Here is a 17,087-nt window from a genome sequence, read left to right on the forward strand (position 1 = left end):
AGATCACGCGCCTGCATCGTTTTTGTCAGTGTTTGGTTAGATCTGCCATTCGGGCCGCAGAAACAGCACCGGCGCGTTTGGACGCCCCGGTCGACCCGGCCGCCTGACCCCAGAGGGCGGACGGATTGGAAATATCGGTTCCTGCGGAATGGGTGCAGGCAGGGCACCCAATGGGTTGGCAAGGGCTGACATATCTCCCCTGCTTGCAATCAGGTTGACCAGCTTTGGGCCGGTCTCTTCATCGGCGACATCGTAACCAGCCCCGCTGACCCTGCCGCGCATGTTAAACAGGCCGGAAGGGCAGTAAGCTTGCAGGCCGCCCTCGATAAAGATCACCTGATCTTCGTCGAAAAACAGGGAACGGACCTCGAACGACGATCCCGGTGCCTGCGACATAAGCCGACCCACGCCATTCAGCAGTCTTGCGGATACGACGGAACATCCGCTGACATTGGCATCAAACTGCGACAGGTTCAGAGCGATGCCCTGCTCGGGCATCAGCCAAACGGGGCGCCCGTTATACGCGGCGCGTGCCGGCACGAAAACCGGCAAATACTCGGAACGGCGCTCTTCGGCAGGAATGACCACGACGCTGGTCGAGATGCGGCGCACCTCTTTGAACCCGTGATCCAGAGTTCGGACGAGATCGCCGACTGCAATGCGCTCAACCGGTTTCCATCCGCTGGTTGTCGCAACCTTCGTGTCGCTCAAAAAACCACCACGGCGCGCGTTCACGGCATGGTTCAAACTGGTTGGATCAGTGTCGGACGACTGATCAAGATAAACAGAAATACTCGTAACTTCAGACACGTGCCTAACCCCCTTTGGCACAAACTCACTATGCCAAACAGCTAACATCAAAAATCGGGGCTGTCTTATTTCAGACATATTTTTGCCCATTTTGGGCCGTCACAGCGCATTTCCGGGGCGATTTGGTAAACACTTGCAAGACATAAACAGGCTTTTGTGCAATTTCCGAAACGGTCAGCATGAATGGATCTTACGAATCCATTTGCACCTGTTCCGTTGAAATGAACCTGCTTGTTGAGGTTGCAGCGTGCAAAAAACGTTGGCAGAGCGCTATTGTACGTGTCAGGCAAAATCTTGCTGGGTGGATGACCGCCTGGCCCGCCAGCCCAGCAAAACCCCTGCCGTCGCGATCAGGACAATCCCGGACACTTGCATCAAATCGAGGGTCTGACCCAGTGCGACGAATGCAAAGAGCGGCCCGAAAATCATCACCGAGTACTCGAACACGGCCACGTAAGAGGTCTCGCCTATCTGATAGGCTTTGATGAGCATGAAGACCGCAATCGTCGACCCGACCGCCTGAATAACAATCCATTGCAGCGCGGGCCCCACTTCCCAGACCCAACCCCGTGTAACAAAGCCGTCCGGCCCGTCCAGCGTGGCAACGGGTGCAAGCGTGAACAAGGCGGCGCCCACGGCCCCCGACAGCCCAAGGGTAATGACCATCGCAGCCAGCATCGCAACCGTGCTTTCACGCGCGCAATATGTCCGCGTCATGATCGAACTCAAGGCATAGAAAAAACCTGCCGCAACTGGAAAAACCGAACGCATGTCAAATTCGACAGGGTTTGGCTGCAAAACCAGAAGAGTGCCCGAAAAACCGACCAACACAGCCAGAATGCGCCACGGCCCGATCTTTTGCCCAAGCGCAATGGACGAAATCAACAGCACGAAAATCGGCGAGGTGAACAACCCTGCCAGAGCTTGCGCAATCGGCATCATCGACAGCGATGCAAAATAGAAAAACATGGCCGTCGTAATCAGAAGACTGCGTAAGATGACCGCCCTCCACCGTTGCGGCCTCAGCCCGCCCAGCCCCAATAGGGACAGCCCGACAATCAGCGGCAGCATCAGCAATGCCCGCATAAAATGGAACTGCCACAGCCCGACCGTCTCGGCCAGCAGGATCACAACATTGTCGATCACGCCGATAATTGCCATTGCTGCTACCATAAGGGCTGAAGCCAGCACCGGAGAGGTGGTCGTATCTGCCTGCATGTTCGCGCCCTTGTTGCGATCAAAGATCGGCGATCTTTTTCCTGACGGGTATCCAGCACAAATCGGAATACCTGCGCAACAGGTTTGCGTACGGCGTTTTCACCATGCTAAGCTGCGGCAAAACAATTTCGAGCAGACCCCAACCAGATGACGGCCCTGAAACAGTACCAGCGGATCGAAGCCACCGGTCTGTGGCGCCCTTCGCCCGATGAACAGCGGCGCGAAGTTGTGGTATCGATTGGCAAGGCGACCCTGACCATCTCCGATTTCAATGACAGGGCTTTGACGCATTGGTCTTTGGCGGCGCTTGAAAGACAGAACCCCGGTGTCTTTCCGGCTGTTTTTTGCCCCGACGGTGATCCGGATGAGACACTGGAACTGGGAGAATCCGAAACCACGATGCTTGAAGCGATCGATCGGCTGCAACATGCCATCGAACGTTCGCGCCCCCATCCCGGCCGTTTGCGCTGGATGAGCGTCGGAGGCGTTGTGGCCGCGGTTCTGGCCGTATTGTTGTTTTGGCTGCCCGGTGCGTTGCAAAACCATGTTGTCTCGGTCGTGCCCGAAATCAAACGACAGGAAATCGGAGACACGATACTGCGTCGGATCGAGCGCGTCTCGGGACAGGCCTGCTCGTCTGTGGATGCGCAGGCGTCACTGGATCGGTTGGCCAGTCGTACGGGCGTACGGCAGATCATTATTCTGCCCGCCGGCGTTCAGGACAGTCTCAGCTTGCCGGGTGGCACCGTTCTGTTGAACCGGGCGCTGGTTGAAGACCACGAAGACCCTGCTGTCGCAGCAGGTTATGTTATTGCAGAACGCGCGCGGGCGGCGCTCAACGACCCGCTGGATGATCTGCTGGACAGAACCGGAGCGGCCTCGGCCTTTCGGCTGTTGACGACCGGGGAACTGACACCTGAGATCATCGACACCTATACCGAACAGGTCCTTTCGCAGCCCCGACCTTCCCTTCCGGACGATGACTTGCTGGCGATGTTCTCGCAAAGCGCCCTGCCCTCTACCCCTTACGCCTATGCTCAGGACATTACCGGTGAATCAGTACTGGGTCTGATCGAGGCCGATCCCATGGCCGGCCGGACACTGGAACAGGTGTTGCCGGACCGTGATTGGGTCCGGCTACAAAACATATGCGGTGAATAAGCCGGGTTACTTGGTTCCGAACATCCGGTCGCCCGCGTCACCCAGACCCGGCATGATATAGCCTTTCGAGTTCAGCTCGCGGTCCAATGCGGCAGTGACGATGTGCACATCCGGGTGCGCCTCTTTCATACGCGCCACACCTTCCGGCGCGGCCAACAGGCACAGAAACCGGATATCCGTCGCCCCCGCCTCTTTCAGCAGGTCAATCGCCGCGGCCGAGCTGTTGCCGGTGGCCAGCATCGGATCCACCGCGATAACCAAACGGTCTTTCAGGCTCTCGGGTGCCTTGAAGTAATACTGCACGGGCTTCAGCGTTTCTTCGTCGCGATACAGACCGACAAAGCCGACACGCGCAGAGGGAACAAGCTCCAGCACCCCATCCAGCATTCCGTTTCCGGCACGCAGGATCGACACCAGCGCCATTTTCTTGCCCGCCAGTATGGGAGCGTCCATCTCTTCCATCGGCGTTTCGATATTACGCGTGGTCAGGGGAATGTCGCGCGTGACCTCATAGGCCAGCAGCAGCGTTATTTCGCGCAGCAACTGCCGGAACACGGCGGTCGAAGTGCCCTTGTCCCGCATGAGCGTCAGTTTGTGTTGCACCAGAGGGTGATCGACGATGGTCAGATGTTCGCTCATGTTTTCTCCAGTCTTTTCTTGACCCGCGCACGGGTAGCGTCATCGCAAAAGGCCGCTTCCAGGGCGGTTTCGTTCAGGGCCGCAAAATCTTCGGCCTCCCAGCCGAAAGCTGCGTTCAGCATTTCATATTCCCGCCGCATGGTCGTGTGAAAAAATGGCGGGTCATCCGTTGAGACGGTGACCTTCACGCCCGCATCACGCAAGGCCGCGATTGGATGTGTCGCAAAATCCGGGAAAAGCCCCAAAACCACATTCGATCCCGGACAGACCTCAAGAGTGATGTCCCGGTCGACCAATTCGCGAACAAGGTCCGGATCCTCGATGGCGCGAACACCGTGCCCGATGCGCTCGACCCCCAGATCGCGGACGGCATCGCGCACGCTTTGAGGGCCTCCAAACTCACCGGCATGTGTCGTCAGCCGCAGGCCGGCCTCGCGCGCGCAGTCAAACGCCCATTTGAAATCGCCCTGAGTGCCAACGGATTCATTGCCACCCATGCCAAAACCGGTGATCCAGTCGCCCGCAGTCTCTGCCGCGCAATAGGCGCTGCGCTTGGCTTGATCGGGGCCGAAATGGCGAACACAAGTAATGACGCCGCGCAGGGTGATGTCAAACTTGCGCTCGGCCTCGTCCGCCGCGTCCTGAATGGCGTTCAGATAGTCCCGCCAGGCGTGCAGGTCGCCGCCGCCACAAAAATCGGGGCTCAGAAAAGTCTCAGAATAGACGACACCGTTTTTGGCGCTTTCTTCAAGAATGGCCAATGTCAGCCGCCGGAAGTCTTCGGGCGTCTTCAGGACTTCGCAAGCAGCTTCATACACATTCAGGAAATGCGCGAAATCTCGGAAATCATAGGATCCGTCCGGCTTGAAGATACCGCTCAGATCCACTCGTTTTTCATGCGCAAGCTGACGTATGAATGCCGGTGGCGCGGCGCCTTCGTGATGCAGGTGCAGTTCTATTTTCGGCAGATCGGCGACGCTCATAGAAAGTTCCTTCCCGGCCCTTGCGCCGGAATGTTCAGGTGGTGGGCGATGCTGGCGGCAATATCGGCAAAGTCCACCTGGCCGATCTGCCCCGTGCCCGACCCGGAAATCAGAACCGGCACTTGTTCACGTGTGTGATCTGTCCCGGTCCAGCTGGGATCATTGCCATGATCGGCGGTCAACAACAACAGGTCGTCGGGGCGCAGCCTGGCCAGAATCTTGCCGATCTCGTGATCGAACCATTCCAATGCTCGGGCATAACCGCTGATATCGCGGCGGTGGCCGTAAAGACTATCGAATTCAACAAAGTTGGCAAAAGTCAGGCTGCCCTGTTCGGCGTCATCCACCAGCTCTGAAAGGTGCCGCATGAGTTCAGCGTCCGACCCTTTGCGCAGCGTGTCGATACCCTGCATGGAAAAGATGTCGCCGATCTTGCCCACCGCGTGCACCTTCCGCCCGGCATCCTGCACCCAATTGGTCAGAACCGGTGCGGGCGGCAGAATGGCGAAATCCTTGCGGTTGGCAGTCCGTTCGAATCCCGCCTCTGGCGAGCCGACAAAGGGGCGCGCAATGACACGGCCCACTTTCATCTTGTGCAAGCGCGGTGCAAGTGCGCGGCACATACCCAGCAAACGGTCCAGTCCGAAACTCTCTTCATGGGCTGCGATCTGAAACACACTGTCGGCTGAGGTGTAGCAGATCGGCCAGCCGGTTCGCATATGCTCGGCACCCAGTTCGGCGATGATCGCCGTGCCCGAGGCATGGCAATCGCCAAGGATGCCTTCGGTCCCGGCGGCCTGGGCCGCTGCGCGGCTCAGGCCCGCGGGAAAAGCCGGAACAGTATCGGGGAAATAGTGCCAATCCCACGGCACCGGCAGACCTGCCAGTTCCCAGTGGCCCGAGGGCGTGTCTTTGCCGGGCGAATGCTCGCGCGCGCAGCCCCACAGCCCATTGGGTTTCGCGTTCAATCCGGGGGTTGCGTCCCCAGACGCCAGTCGCGCAGCCGCACCCAAACCCAGCGCATCGAGGGTCGGCAGGATCAAAGGGCCCGAGCGCCCGTCTTCGGCCCGCCCTAAGGCACAGGCCTGCGCGATATGGGCCAGCGTATTTGCCCCACTATCCGGGACGTCGCCATTGAAAAAACGATCGGCATCAGGCGCACCGCCTATTCCAACGGAGTCCATGACGACGAGAAATGCACGGCTCATACGCTGATCCTTTCGTGGATCAGATCCGGAAACGTCGGAGCCATACCGCTGATCTCAATCGCGCTCAGCACGGTTTCAGCTGCTCGGCGCGCGGCATCTTCCCGAGCAGCATGGATCACTGCAATCGGCGCGCCTTTTGACACGCGATCCCCAAGCCGAAGAACACTGGATATTCCGACGGCGGGGTCGATCTCATCACTTTCGACCTGACGGCCACCGCCCAGCGCAACCACGGCAAGACCCAGAGCTTCTCCGTCAACGGCCGAGATGAAGCCGTCCTGCGGGGCCGGAACCTCTTGGATGACATTCGCCTCAGGCAGGAAGCGGGCCCAGGTATCGACAAACTGAACCGGGCCACCAACCGCTGCCATCATACGCCCGAACCGTTCGGCAGCGCGGCCGTCACGGATGGTTTCAAAGATCTTCTCACGCCCTTCCTCAACCGTTCCGCACATTCCTGCATCGGTCAGCAGGACCCCCCCCAGCTCGGCGGAAATGTCTGCCAAAGGGGACGCATTCGACGTGGTCAGCACCTTCATCACTTCCGCGATTTCCAAGGCATTCCCCAACGCCGGGGCCAATGGTTGGTTCATATCCGTGATCACCGCCGACGTGCGGCAGCCTGCTGCGTTTGCTGTCTCGGTCAATGCGGTGGCCAATTTGCGGGCATCTTCCATCGTTTTCATGAAAGCACCGCTGCCGGTTTTGACATCCAGAACCAGCGCGTCCGGGCTGGCGGCCAGTTTTTTGGACAGGATCGACGCCGTGATCAGATCCAGGCTCTCGACCGTCGCGGTCACATCCCGCACCGCATAAAGGCGCTTGTCTGCCGGCGCGATCTGGCCGGTCGCCCCGACGATGGCCGCGCCGGTATCGCGTAAAATCTGCGCAAGGCGGTCTTGCCCGATCTGAGTGCTGACTCCCGGTATCGCCTCTAGCTTGTCCAGCGTTCCGCCGGTATGCCCAAGACCCCGGCCCGAGATCATTGGGACATACGCCCCACATTCCGCCAGCGCCGGAGCAAGAACCAGACTGACGCTATCCCCGACCCCTCCGGTCGAGTGCTTGTCGATCACCGGCCCGTCCACGTCCCACGTCAGAACGTCACCGCTGTCGCGCATCGCAATCGTCAGATCCGCACGCCCCCGAGGGCCCAATCCGCCCATGCAGACAGCCATGGCGAATGCCCCGGCCTGCGCGTCGCTGACGCTTCCATCCGCAAGCCCCTGCGCAAACCAGGTCAGCTCCTCGCGACCGGGCACCTCCTGCCTGCGCAGTTTTGCTATGATCGAGCGGGCATCCATGCGTTCAGACATCCTCCATATGAGACGCGTCGAATGCGCCCGGCAACAAATCCCCGATGGTTGTCTTAAATTCAGCACCGTCCACGGTTGCCAGAGTAACCTTAACGTCGCGCTTGCCAAACTCGGCCAGTTTCTGGCGACACCCACCGCAAGGCGGCACAGGCTGAGGGCTGGAGGCGACCACATAGACCTCGGTCAGTTCCTGCTCACCTGCGGCGACCATCGCGGCAATTGCGCCGGCCTCGGCACAAGTGCCTTCGGGATAGGCCACGTTTTCAACGTTGCACCCGGAAAAGATCTGACCCGTCGAAGTCCGAAGCGCTGCGCCAACCTTGAAATTCGAATAAGGCGCATAGGCGTTTTCGCGGACTGACAAGGCAGCGTCTTTGAGCGACATGGCGATTCCCCGTTTTTTGATCATCTGGTCAGAAATTTGGATCGTTACGTAAAAAGGCCGAGGAATTGAAGCCCCCAGCCAGTGTTTTTCAGTCAGCCCAGTGTTGTCGTGAACGTACCGGGCAAGGTTACTTCCAGCAACTCGATGTTGTCCGAGGGCGAGGACAAGCGCGTGCGCATCCCGGGCGGGATGACAAAGGCATCTCCTTGCTCCAGCCGGTAGGGCTCGCGCCCCTCGCCTTCCAGTGTTACCGCCCCGTCCATCACGAAGGTAAAGTGAATGTCCGTATCGTGACTGGCCCATTCGGTATCGCCCTGCCCTTTGCGTACGACCTGGACGCCAGCGACCCCTTTGGTGTTCTCGGCAATTGTCGTATCGCGGCAGATGTAACCTGGAAGACGGAATGGCACCCATTCAGCATCCTTGGCCTGGTTGTAGACAAAGCGCTGCCCCTGCCATTCACGGTCCGGGCGAAAATGCGGCGTGGGAAGCTGCATATCATGGTCGATTTCCGTGACATGTTCCGCTGGCACACCTATCTCGATGACCTGAACATTGTCTGACGCCTCGAGCACGCGGTGACGAATTTCCGGCGGCTGGATAAAGCAATCCCCTGCGGTCAGGCGCATTTTCTCTCCCTGATCCTCGTAGACGACATCCACCCAGCCATGAATGCAGAATATCAGCTGGAACCCGACTTTGTGAAAATGCACCATATCGGGCACCGGGCCCCCGTCCGGGATGCGGATATGGCTGGCGATGATCGATCCACCCAGACGATCCGGCACCAGATCGCGATAGTGCATCCCCGCCCGACCGATGATCCATGGCGCCTGATCCTTGAGCCTGCGCACCACAAAGGAATGAACTGTTTCAGGCATCACCAGCGGCGGATTACGCTCTTCGATTTCGATCCGGGTCCCATTCGGCGCGACAAGAACGCGTTGGCCATCTGCAAAGCTTTCCGGGTCATCTGTCAGGATGCGCAATGTTCCCGGAGCTTCGGGCGCGTCTTTTTCAATCCGCAGCCGCAGACCGTGCCCCGAAAACACTGCGACGCGCGGATCGTCCGCGGGATAGATCATGTCCATCTGCATCCCCAACACCTTGGTATAAAAGGGGATGTCGTTTCGAATTTCCTGGGTAGGCAACCGGAATTCAGCTTGGGTCCGGGAAGGCACGTATGTCTTTGTCATGAGATGTCTCGTCAGAATTCGATTTTGACCATCCGATCAGAACAGAGGCCAAAATGCCAATCGAAAAGAACATCTCGAGCGTTTCTTCCATCACAAAAAGGCGCGTCTTCACAACTGACGACAAAGCTTGGCCGTGCAGACCGGTGAATTCTTCAAGAAGCTGAGCGATGACGGCAAGACAGCCGGCCGCAATGAACACGATCAGAAAAGACGCGCGCTGTTTGACAGCACACCATCCCGTCGGGATCCCATGCCAGATGACACCGCCCAGAACAACGCAGGCCAGAACGACCCTGACCAGAGTGACGTCCAGCACCACATCCAGACCGTCAAGGATCAGGAACGGCAAACTGCCTTCAGGATAAACGCCTGCTTCCAGCTCACGCTCGGCCAACAACAGGAATGTCAGCCCGATATACAGCCGGGTGACACCTGGATATCGCCACAAAGCCGCCACACCTGCTGCAAACAAACACGCGGCGGAAATTGTTTCAAACAACCCGCCTTCCTGATTGAAAACCAGTGCCTGTTCTGGCCAGATGCCAACAGCACCAAGAAGCACAACACCTGACAGCACCGCAAACCAAAGGATTAGCCGCACAACTCCGGTATCCGACACAGAACCGGAAAACAGGCCATCGACCTGATCATTTGCCTTGAAAGTCATTACTGCTTCGTCTTGCCTGAGTGTTTGTTCGTTTCGCAAAGTTGCCTAGATGTAAAAAAAATATGTCAAAATTCAACCCATTTCGGGTGTGCAACTGCGCCACGTCGGCAAAATTACGCAACGTAGCCAAGCTTGGACGAATAGTTTAATGTTAAATCAAATTCTAAGAGGGAACTGAAACTTCAATGTCTGACACCCCCAGCCTGCGACAGGCCGCGCTTGACTATCACGCCCATCCGAAACCCGGAAAACTTGAGATCAAGGCCACGAAACCGATGGCCAACGGTCGCGATCTGGCGCGCGCCTATTCGCCCGGCGTGGCCGAGGCCAGCCTTGAAATCAAAGCCGACGCCGCAAACGCGGAAAAGTACACGGCGCGCGGCAACCTTGTCGCCGTGGTATCCAACGGCACCGCGGTTCTTGGTCTGGGCAATATCGGGGCGCTGGCCTCGAAACCAGTGATGGAGGGCAAAGCCGTCCTGTTCAAAAAATTCGCTGGTATTGACTGTTTTGATATCGAAGTAGACCAGCCTGATCCGGAAAAGCTGGCGGATATCGTCTGCGCACTAGAACCGACATTCGGGGCCATCAACCTGGAAGACATCAAGGCACCGGATTGTTTCATTGTCGAAAAGCTGTGCCGCGAGCGCATGAACATTCCCGTTTTTCACGACGATCAGCACGGAACCGCAATTGTCGTCGGGGCTGCGGCCAAGAACGCTTTGCATGTGGCGGGGAAATCCTTTGCGGACATCAAAGTCGTATCAACCGGCGGCGGGGCTGCGGGGATTGCCTGCCTGAACATGCTGGTGAAACTGGGTGTGAAACAGGAAAACATCTGGCTGTGCGATATTCACGGGCTCGTCTACGAGGGGCGCGCCGAGGATATGAACCCGCACAAGTCGCAGTTTGCGCAGAAAACGGAATTGCGGACTCTGGATGATGTAATCGGCGATGCGGATCTGTTTCTGGGCCTGAGTGGCCCGAATGTCCTGAAGCCTGAAATGGTTCAGAAAATGGCCGATCGTCCGATCATCTTCGCACTGGCCAACCCAACGCCAGAAATTCTGCCTCAGGCCGCGCGTGAGGTTGCACCGGACGCGATCATCGCCACGGGGCGCAGCGATTTTCCCAATCAGGTCAACAACGTATTGTGCTTTCCGTTTATCTTCCGGGGCGCTCTGGATGTGGGCGCCACCGAGATCAATGACGCAATGCAGATCGCCTGCGTTGACGGCATTGCGGAAATGGCCCGCGCGACGACAAGCGCCGAGGCCGCAGCCGCCTACAAGGGCGAGCAACTGACCTTTGGGCCGGATTACCTGATTCCGAAACCTTTTGATCCGCGTTTGGTGGGTGTCGTCTCGTCTTCCGTTGCCAAGGCAGCCATGGAAAGCGGCGTCGCAAAGCGCCCCATCAAGGATCTTGAGGCCTATAAGGAAAAACTCAACCAGTCTGTTTTCAAGTCGGCGCTTTTGATGCGCCCCGTATTCGAGGCCGCGGCCGTCGCATCCCGTCGCATCGTATTTGCCGAAGGCGAAGATGAAAGGGTGCTGCGGGCTGCACAGGCCATTCTTGAGGAAACAACGGAAACACCGATCCTGATCGGACGCCCCGAAGTCATCGAATCCCGATGCGAAAAACTGGGCCTGACCATTCGCCCGGGCACAGACTGCCAGATCGTGAACCCGGAAAACGATCCGCGTTATTACGATTACTGGAACTCGTATCATCAGATCATGCAGCGCCGAGGTGTGACCCCGGATCTGGCCAAGGCGATCATGCGCACAAATACAACCGCCATCGGCGCGATTATGGTGCATCGGGGCGAGGCTGACAGCCTGATCTGCGGCACGTTCGGCGAGTATCGCTGGCATCTGAATTATGTTGAACAGGTGCTTGACGATGGAAACCTGCGTCCGCACGGCGCGTTGTCGCTGATGATTTTGGAAGACGGCCCCCTGTTCATCGCCGATACGCATGTCCGGCAATTGCCGACACCCGAAGAACTGGCGGAATCCACCATTGGCGCCGCGCGGCATGTTCGCCGATTTGGGATCGAACCCAAGATCGCATTCTGTTCGCAATCACAATTCGGCAATCAGGCAGAAGGATCGGGAAAGCGCCTGCGCGCTGCATTGGACATCCTGGACCAGAAACCGCGCGACTTTGTCTATGAAGGCGAAATGAACCTGGATGCGGCCCTTGATTCGGATCTTCGGGCACGGATTTTTCCGGGTTCTCGCCTACAGGGCGCGGCAAATGTGCTGATCTTTGCTCATGCGGATGCGGCCAGCGGCGTGCGCAATATCCTGAAAATGAAAGCGGACGGGATCGAAGTTGGCCCCATTCTGATGGGAATGGGCAACAAGGCGCACATCGTCACCCCGTCCATTACCGCACGCGGTTTGCTGAACATGGCTGCCATCGCGGGGACACCGGTGGCGCATTACGGGTAAGCCGGCCGCCCCACGCCCTGCACCGCATCCCCACAGGGGTGCGGTTAACACAATTCTCACCTTTTGACTGCTATATGTGGTTGCTTCTCCTTGGGAGCCATGGGGCACACGAAAGAATGGTGAATTGGCTTTGCGCCGAGTCGCCTCGGACGTGATCTTTTGCACAGTCGAATTTGCAAGTTTGCAAAATGGCCTTTTTGGCGCAGAAAATCCAATGCTGGAAAAGATGTTTGCAAAAATTTGCAAGCTGTTGCGCGAATTACTGCAAATATTTTGCGATAAACTGACGCGTCGTCATTTGACGCGCTTGCCCGATAGTTTTCTGGGTCCTAACACAAAGACCAAGTCGTTGTGAGGAGGACGAGATGGCGTATCAGGACGTTTATGACAGTTGGAAGAAAGACCCCGAGGCGTTCTGGATGGACGCCGCCAAGGGGATCGATTGGGTCAAAGAACCCAGCAAAGCTCTGTTCGACGACAACGCGCCTTTGTATGAATGGTTCAGCGACGCACGGGTCAATACCTGCTGGAACGCCGTGGACCGCCACGTGGAAAACGGGCGCGGCGAGCAGACAGCCATCATCTATGACAGCCCGATCACCCATACCAAGCGCGAGATTTCCTATGTCGAGCTGCGCAACCGCGTGGCCAATCTTGCCGGCGCGCTGCGGGCGAAAGGTATCGAGAAAGGTGACCGCGTCATCATCTACATGCCGATGATCCCCGAGGCGCTTGAGGCGATGCTGGCCTGCGCACGTCTGGGCGCTGTGCATTCCGTTGTGTTCGGCGGATTTGCCAGCAACGAACTGGCGGTCCGTATCGACGACGCCAAACCCAAAGCCGTCATTGCAGCGTCCTGCGGTATGGAACCTGGCCGGGTCGTACACTACAAGCCGCTTCTGGACGGTGCCATCGAACTTGCCAAGCACAAGCCGGATTTCTGCGTCATCTTTCAGCGCGAACAGGAAGTTGCGCAGCTGATCGAAGGGCGCGACTACAACTGGCACGGGTTCCAGTACGGTGTCGAACCGGCGGAATGTGTTCCCGTCGACGGCAATGATCCGGCCTACATCCTGTACACATCGGGCACCACGGGGGCACCCAAGGGTGTCGTGCGTCCCACTGCCGGACATCTGGTGGCACTGAACTGGACCATGAAGAACATCTATGACGTTGATCCCGGTGATGTATTCTGGGCGGCCTCCGATGTGGGTTGGGTCGTTGGACATTCCTATATCTGCTATGCCCCCCTGATCCACGGCAACACGACGATTGTGTTCGAAGGCAAACCGGTCGGCACCCCTGATGCGGGAACCTTCTGGCGCGTGATCTCGGAACACAAGGTTAAAAGCTTCTTCACCGCCCCTACGGCGATCCGTGCCGTGAAACGAGAAGACCCCAAAGGCGAATTGATCGCCAAGTACGATCTGTCTCATCTGCGGGCACTGTATCTTGCGGGGGAACGGGCTGACCCCGACACCATCATCTGGGCGCAGGATGCGCTGAAGGTTCCGGTGATCGACCATTGGTGGCAGACCGAAACCGGATGGGCCATCGCAGGAAATCCGCTGGGTATCGAAGAGCTTCCGATTAAGCTGGGTTCGCCCGCGAAACCGATGCCCGGCTATGATGTGCAAATTCTCGACGAAGGCGGCCACCCAATGAAAGCCGGCGAACTGGGGGCCATCGCGGTCAAACTGCCATTGCCTCCGGGCACCCTGCCGACCTTGTGGAACGCCGAAGAACGGTTCCGGAAGTCATATCTGGAGCATTTCCCCGGGTATTATGAAACCGGCGATGCCGGCATGATCGACGAGGACGGATATCTTTACATTATGGCCCGCACCGATGATGTCATCAACGTCGCGGGTCACCGCCTGTCGACCGGGGGGATGGAGGAAGTGCTTGCCGCTCACCCGGACGTCGCGGAATGCGCGGTGATCGGCGTATCGGATCAGCTTAAAGGTCAGATGCCCGTTGGGTTCCTGTGCCTGAATGCCGGCGCTGATCGGGATCATGGCGACGTGGTTCAGGAGGTCGTCAAGATGGTGCGGGAAAAGATCGGCCCGGTGGCGGCCTTTAAACTGGCCGTCGTCGTCGACAGGTTGCCCAAGACACGTTCGGGTAAAATCCTGCGGGGTACGATGGTGTCGATTGCAGACGGTCAGGATTACAAAATGCCTGCAACGATCGATGATCCAGCCATTCTTGACGAGATCAAAGAGGCCTTGCAGACAATCGGTTACGCCAAGTAACCCGAGGGGCGGCATTAGCCGCCCATTTTTTGTCTTCTCTTGCAACCGGAAGCAGCCCCTCTACTGTCACGTTAAGACAGTGAGGACCCATGACACACACCGATATCTGGCGTCTCAGCGCCACAGACCTGACCACCCTGACAAGACGCGGCGACCTGAGTGCAACCGAGGCGGTTCGGGCCTCGATCGAGCGAATGGATGAGGTCAACCCCGGTTTGAATGCGGTGGTGGAAGACCTGCGCGAGCAAGCGTTGGAACGTGCCGAAGCGCTGGACAATGCGCGGGCTGGCGGCAAACCCACGGGTCCGCTGCATGGCGTGCCGGTCACGATCAAGGTGAACGTTGACCAAAAAGGCCATGCCACAACCAACGGTGTCGTCGCATTGAAAGATGTGATTGCACCGGATGACGCCCCGGTTGTGAGCAATCTGCTAAAGGCAGGGGCTGTTGTTGTCGGGCGAACCAACACGCCCGAGTTCTCTTTCCGCGCCGACACGGACAATCCGCTGTATGGGCGTACGCACAACCCCTGGGGGCGGCATATCTCGCCCGGCGGCTCTTCCGGTGGCGCTGGCGTCGCGGTCATGGCCGGAATCGGCGCGCTGGCCCACGGCAACGATATCGGCGGCAGCCTGCGCTTTCCCGCGGCGGCCAACGGAGCCGTGACCGTGAAACCCGGGCTGGGGCGTGTCCCGGCGTGGAACCCAAGCCAGAAAGTCGAACGCGGTTTGCTGGCGCAGTCGATGTCAGTTCAGGGTCTGATAACCCGGTCGGCTGCTGACCTGCATCTGTCCATGCCCAGCCTGATCGCCGCCGACGCGCGTGACCCGTTTCACGTGCCGATGCCCTGGCGTGGTCCTGATCCCGACGCGCCCATCAAGGTAGCCTTCACCAAGAACACATTCGGCTATGCCCTGCACCCCGAGGTGGAAAAAGCGCTCGACACGGCACGGGACGCACTGACCGATGCGGGTTATGTGGTGCAAGAGATTGACCCGCCTGATGTATTTGAATGCGGTCGGATCGGTTACCGTACGCTGATGGGTGAAGTGCTCACGCTCATGCAATCAGATATCGAAACGGCCGGTTCGAAAACCATTCAGAATATCTTTGCGGTCTATTTCCAGGAGTTCCCGCCAATTGTCGAAACCGAGATTGTTCAGATGCTGGCCAAACGAAGCCACTATGCGCGGGAATGGTCCCTGTTTTTACAAGATTACCCTTTGGTGCTGTCGCCTTTCCTGCCACAGCCGTTCTTCAAACCTGACCGGGACACCGAAGGCGCCGACGGAGTGCATGAGGTTCTGGGGTGCGCCGTTTATTCCTATGCGATGAACTTTCTGGGCCTGCCTGCGGCATGTGTCCCGGCCCGGCTGGCTGAATTGCCAAAGGGCCCACAGCCGATCAATGTTCAGATTGCAGCACAGCGCTGGCGCGAAGATCTGGCGGTGGATGCGGCCTCGGCAATCGAGGCACGCGTGGGCCAAATGTGCCTGCCGCTTTGGGAGAAGTCAGAGTTGCAGGGCGGCTGCAAAAAATAGACCCCGGGACATTGTACCCGGGGTCCGACTGCTAAAATAAGCCCGGATTTCTGATGACGAGCGTAGCACCACCCACCCTCGCCAGCGCAAAATCTGCGCAATCATTCGAATACGCCGTTCAGGTGGCCACTCACTCCCACCTTGGCGTGTTCTCCGGGCAATTTCACATTAGCCAATCGTTAAGGGAATTCCTGTGAACTGCTTCACATAGGCGTGAGAAAAAATTCGGAGATGGCCGATTTTACGTGAATTGTTCGGATATTAGACGCTCTTCCAACCCATGGCCGGGGTCGAAAAGGATACGGTGCGCAATGGCTGGTTCCGACCTGATCTCGACCCAGTCTATATCCGGGAAAGAAACGGAATCAGCAGCCACGATGACGGGTCGCTTGTCAGCTTCGACCACATCGAACCTGACTTTCGCCATTTTCGGCAACAAGGCACCGCGCCACCGCCGTGGGCGAAACGCCGCGATGGGTGTCAGGGCCAGAACGTCAGCGCCAATCGGAACAATCGGCCCATGCGCGGAATAGTTATAGGCGGTCGATCCCGCAGGAGTGGCAAGTAATGCCCCGTCACAGACCAATTCGGCCATGCGCACCCGGTCGTCTACGCTGATCTTGAGCCTTGCTGCCTGAGGACCGGCGCGTAGCAATGACACTTCGTTGATCGCCAAGGCTTGGTGCAGTTTTCCTGATTGGTCCATCGCCTGCATGGCCAACGGGTTGATAACCTCTTCTTCGGCATCCTCCAACCGCGCCATCAGATCGTCTTCGTGATACTCATTCATCAGAAAGCCGATCGTGCCGCGATTCATCCCGTAAACCGGAGTATCGAGATGCTGCACATTGTACAAAGTGTGCAACATGAAGCCATCACCCCCAAGAGCAACCACAACATCTGCGTCGCGGGGCGCCACATTACCGTGTTTGGACACCAGAATATCCCGGGCCGTTTGCGCCACTTTGACCTCACTGGCAAGAAAGGCGATTCTTTTTTTCATGTTTTCCGGTTTCCGGTGCTGCACATTTGGTTCCGAAACAAACATACCTTTCCCCGATAGGCCAGTCTTGACGCCGCAGCGGGCCAAATCGTCGCTTTAAGCCTTTTGCGAATGTGGCGTTTCCGATAGGAAATCCGCAAGATTTTTACCCAGCCATGTGGAGCGCCCATGAACGCCAATCTTCGTGATACCGGATTTTTCACCCAGTCCCTTTCTGATCGTGATCCCGAGCTTTTTGGCTCGATC

Annotated in this window: 14 protein-coding genes; 4 read left to right on the forward strand and 10 right to left on the reverse strand. The window is 58.0% G+C overall.

Features of this window, described 5'->3' with window-relative positions; translation table 11 throughout:
* Nucleotides 1–36 precede the first annotated feature (36 nt).
* A complete protein-coding gene (locus GS605_RS08180) occupies nucleotides 37–810 on the reverse strand; it encodes a Hint domain-containing protein (RefSeq protein ID WP_348539514.1) in 774 nt (257 codons plus the stop codon).
* Between the two features lie 282 nt (nucleotides 811–1,092).
* The gene (locus GS605_RS08185) at nucleotides 1,093–2,028 is read right to left on the reverse strand and encodes a DMT family transporter (RefSeq protein WP_171723610.1); all 936 of its coding nucleotides are present in this window, start codon (nucleotides 2,026–2,028) and stop codon (nucleotides 1,093–1,095) included.
* A 147-nt stretch (nucleotides 2,029–2,175) separates the two neighbouring features.
* Between GS605_RS08185 and GS605_RS08190 the strand changes: the two genes are divergently transcribed.
* Nucleotides 2,176–3,189, forward strand: a complete 1,014-nt coding sequence (locus GS605_RS08190) for a hypothetical protein (protein WP_171723611.1) — start codon at nucleotides 2,176–2,178, stop codon at nucleotides 3,187–3,189.
* Nucleotides 3,190–3,195: 6 nt separating this feature from the next.
* On the opposite strand, the gene upp is transcribed toward GS605_RS08190, so the two are convergent.
* The 7 genes from upp to GS605_RS08225 form a co-directional block, all read right to left on the reverse strand.
* Complete coding sequence (upp, locus tag GS605_RS08195) at nucleotides 3,196–3,828, reverse strand: uracil phosphoribosyltransferase (RefSeq protein WP_171633718.1); 633 nt, start codon at nucleotides 3,826–3,828, stop codon at nucleotides 3,196–3,198.
* A complete protein-coding gene (locus GS605_RS08200) occupies nucleotides 3,825–4,811 on the reverse strand; it encodes an adenosine deaminase (protein WP_171723612.1) in 987 nt (328 codons plus the stop codon). Before GS605_RS08200 ends, upp begins: the two co-directional genes overlap by 4 nt.
* Nucleotides 4,808–6,019, reverse strand: coding sequence for a phosphopentomutase (locus GS605_RS08205; protein WP_171723613.1), 1,212 nt, complete (start codon nucleotides 6,017–6,019; stop codon nucleotides 4,808–4,810). Before GS605_RS08205 ends, GS605_RS08200 begins: the two co-directional genes overlap by 4 nt.
* Nucleotides 6,016–7,323 (reverse strand): thymidine phosphorylase, encoded by a 1,308-nt coding sequence (locus GS605_RS08210; protein ID WP_171723614.1) that lies wholly within the window; start codon nucleotides 7,321–7,323, stop codon nucleotides 6,016–6,018. Before GS605_RS08210 ends, GS605_RS08205 begins: the two co-directional genes overlap by 4 nt.
* Nucleotides 7,324–7,327: 4 nt before the next feature.
* On the reverse strand, nucleotides 7,328–7,744 hold the full coding sequence (locus GS605_RS08215; RefSeq protein WP_171723615.1) for a cytidine deaminase: 417 nt from the start codon (nucleotides 7,742–7,744) through the stop codon (nucleotides 7,328–7,330).
* Nucleotides 7,745–7,812: 68 nt separating this feature from the next.
* On the reverse strand, nucleotides 7,813–8,916 hold the full coding sequence (locus tag GS605_RS08220) for a cupin domain-containing protein (RefSeq protein WP_171633728.1): 1,104 nt from the start codon (nucleotides 8,914–8,916) through the stop codon (nucleotides 7,813–7,815).
* The gene (locus tag GS605_RS08225; RefSeq protein WP_171723616.1) at nucleotides 8,879–9,583 is read right to left on the reverse strand and encodes a hypothetical protein; all 705 of its coding nucleotides are present in this window, start codon (nucleotides 9,581–9,583) and stop codon (nucleotides 8,879–8,881) included. The genes GS605_RS08220 and GS605_RS08225 overlap by 38 nt, the downstream gene beginning before the upstream one ends.
* A 185-nt stretch (nucleotides 9,584–9,768) precedes the next feature.
* Between GS605_RS08225 and GS605_RS08230 the strand changes: the two genes are divergently transcribed.
* From GS605_RS08230 to GS605_RS08240, 3 genes are all read left to right on the forward strand, one after another.
* Nucleotides 9,769–12,042, forward strand: coding sequence for an NADP-dependent malic enzyme (locus GS605_RS08230; protein ID WP_171723617.1), 2,274 nt, complete (start codon nucleotides 9,769–9,771; stop codon nucleotides 12,040–12,042).
* 365 nt (nucleotides 12,043–12,407) lie between these two features.
* Nucleotides 12,408–14,297, forward strand: coding sequence for a propionate-CoA ligase PrpE (gene prpE, locus GS605_RS08235; protein ID WP_171633735.1), 1,890 nt, complete (start codon nucleotides 12,408–12,410; stop codon nucleotides 14,295–14,297).
* An 89-nt stretch (nucleotides 14,298–14,386) separates the two neighbouring features.
* On the forward strand, nucleotides 14,387–15,838 hold the full coding sequence (locus GS605_RS08240) for an amidase family protein (RefSeq protein ID WP_171723618.1): 1,452 nt from the start codon (nucleotides 14,387–14,389) through the stop codon (nucleotides 15,836–15,838).
* A gap of 241 nt (nucleotides 15,839–16,079) precedes the next feature.
* On the opposite strand, the gene GS605_RS08245 is transcribed toward GS605_RS08240, so the two are convergent.
* Nucleotides 16,080–16,841, reverse strand: coding sequence for an NAD kinase (locus tag GS605_RS08245; RefSeq protein WP_245217987.1), 762 nt, complete (start codon nucleotides 16,839–16,841; stop codon nucleotides 16,080–16,082).
* Between the last annotated feature and the right edge of the window lie 246 nt (nucleotides 16,842–17,087).

The organism is Ruegeria sp. HKCCD7559, assembly GCF_013110575.1.
Lineage (GTDB): Bacteria > Pseudomonadota > Alphaproteobacteria > Rhodobacterales > Rhodobacteraceae > Ruegeria.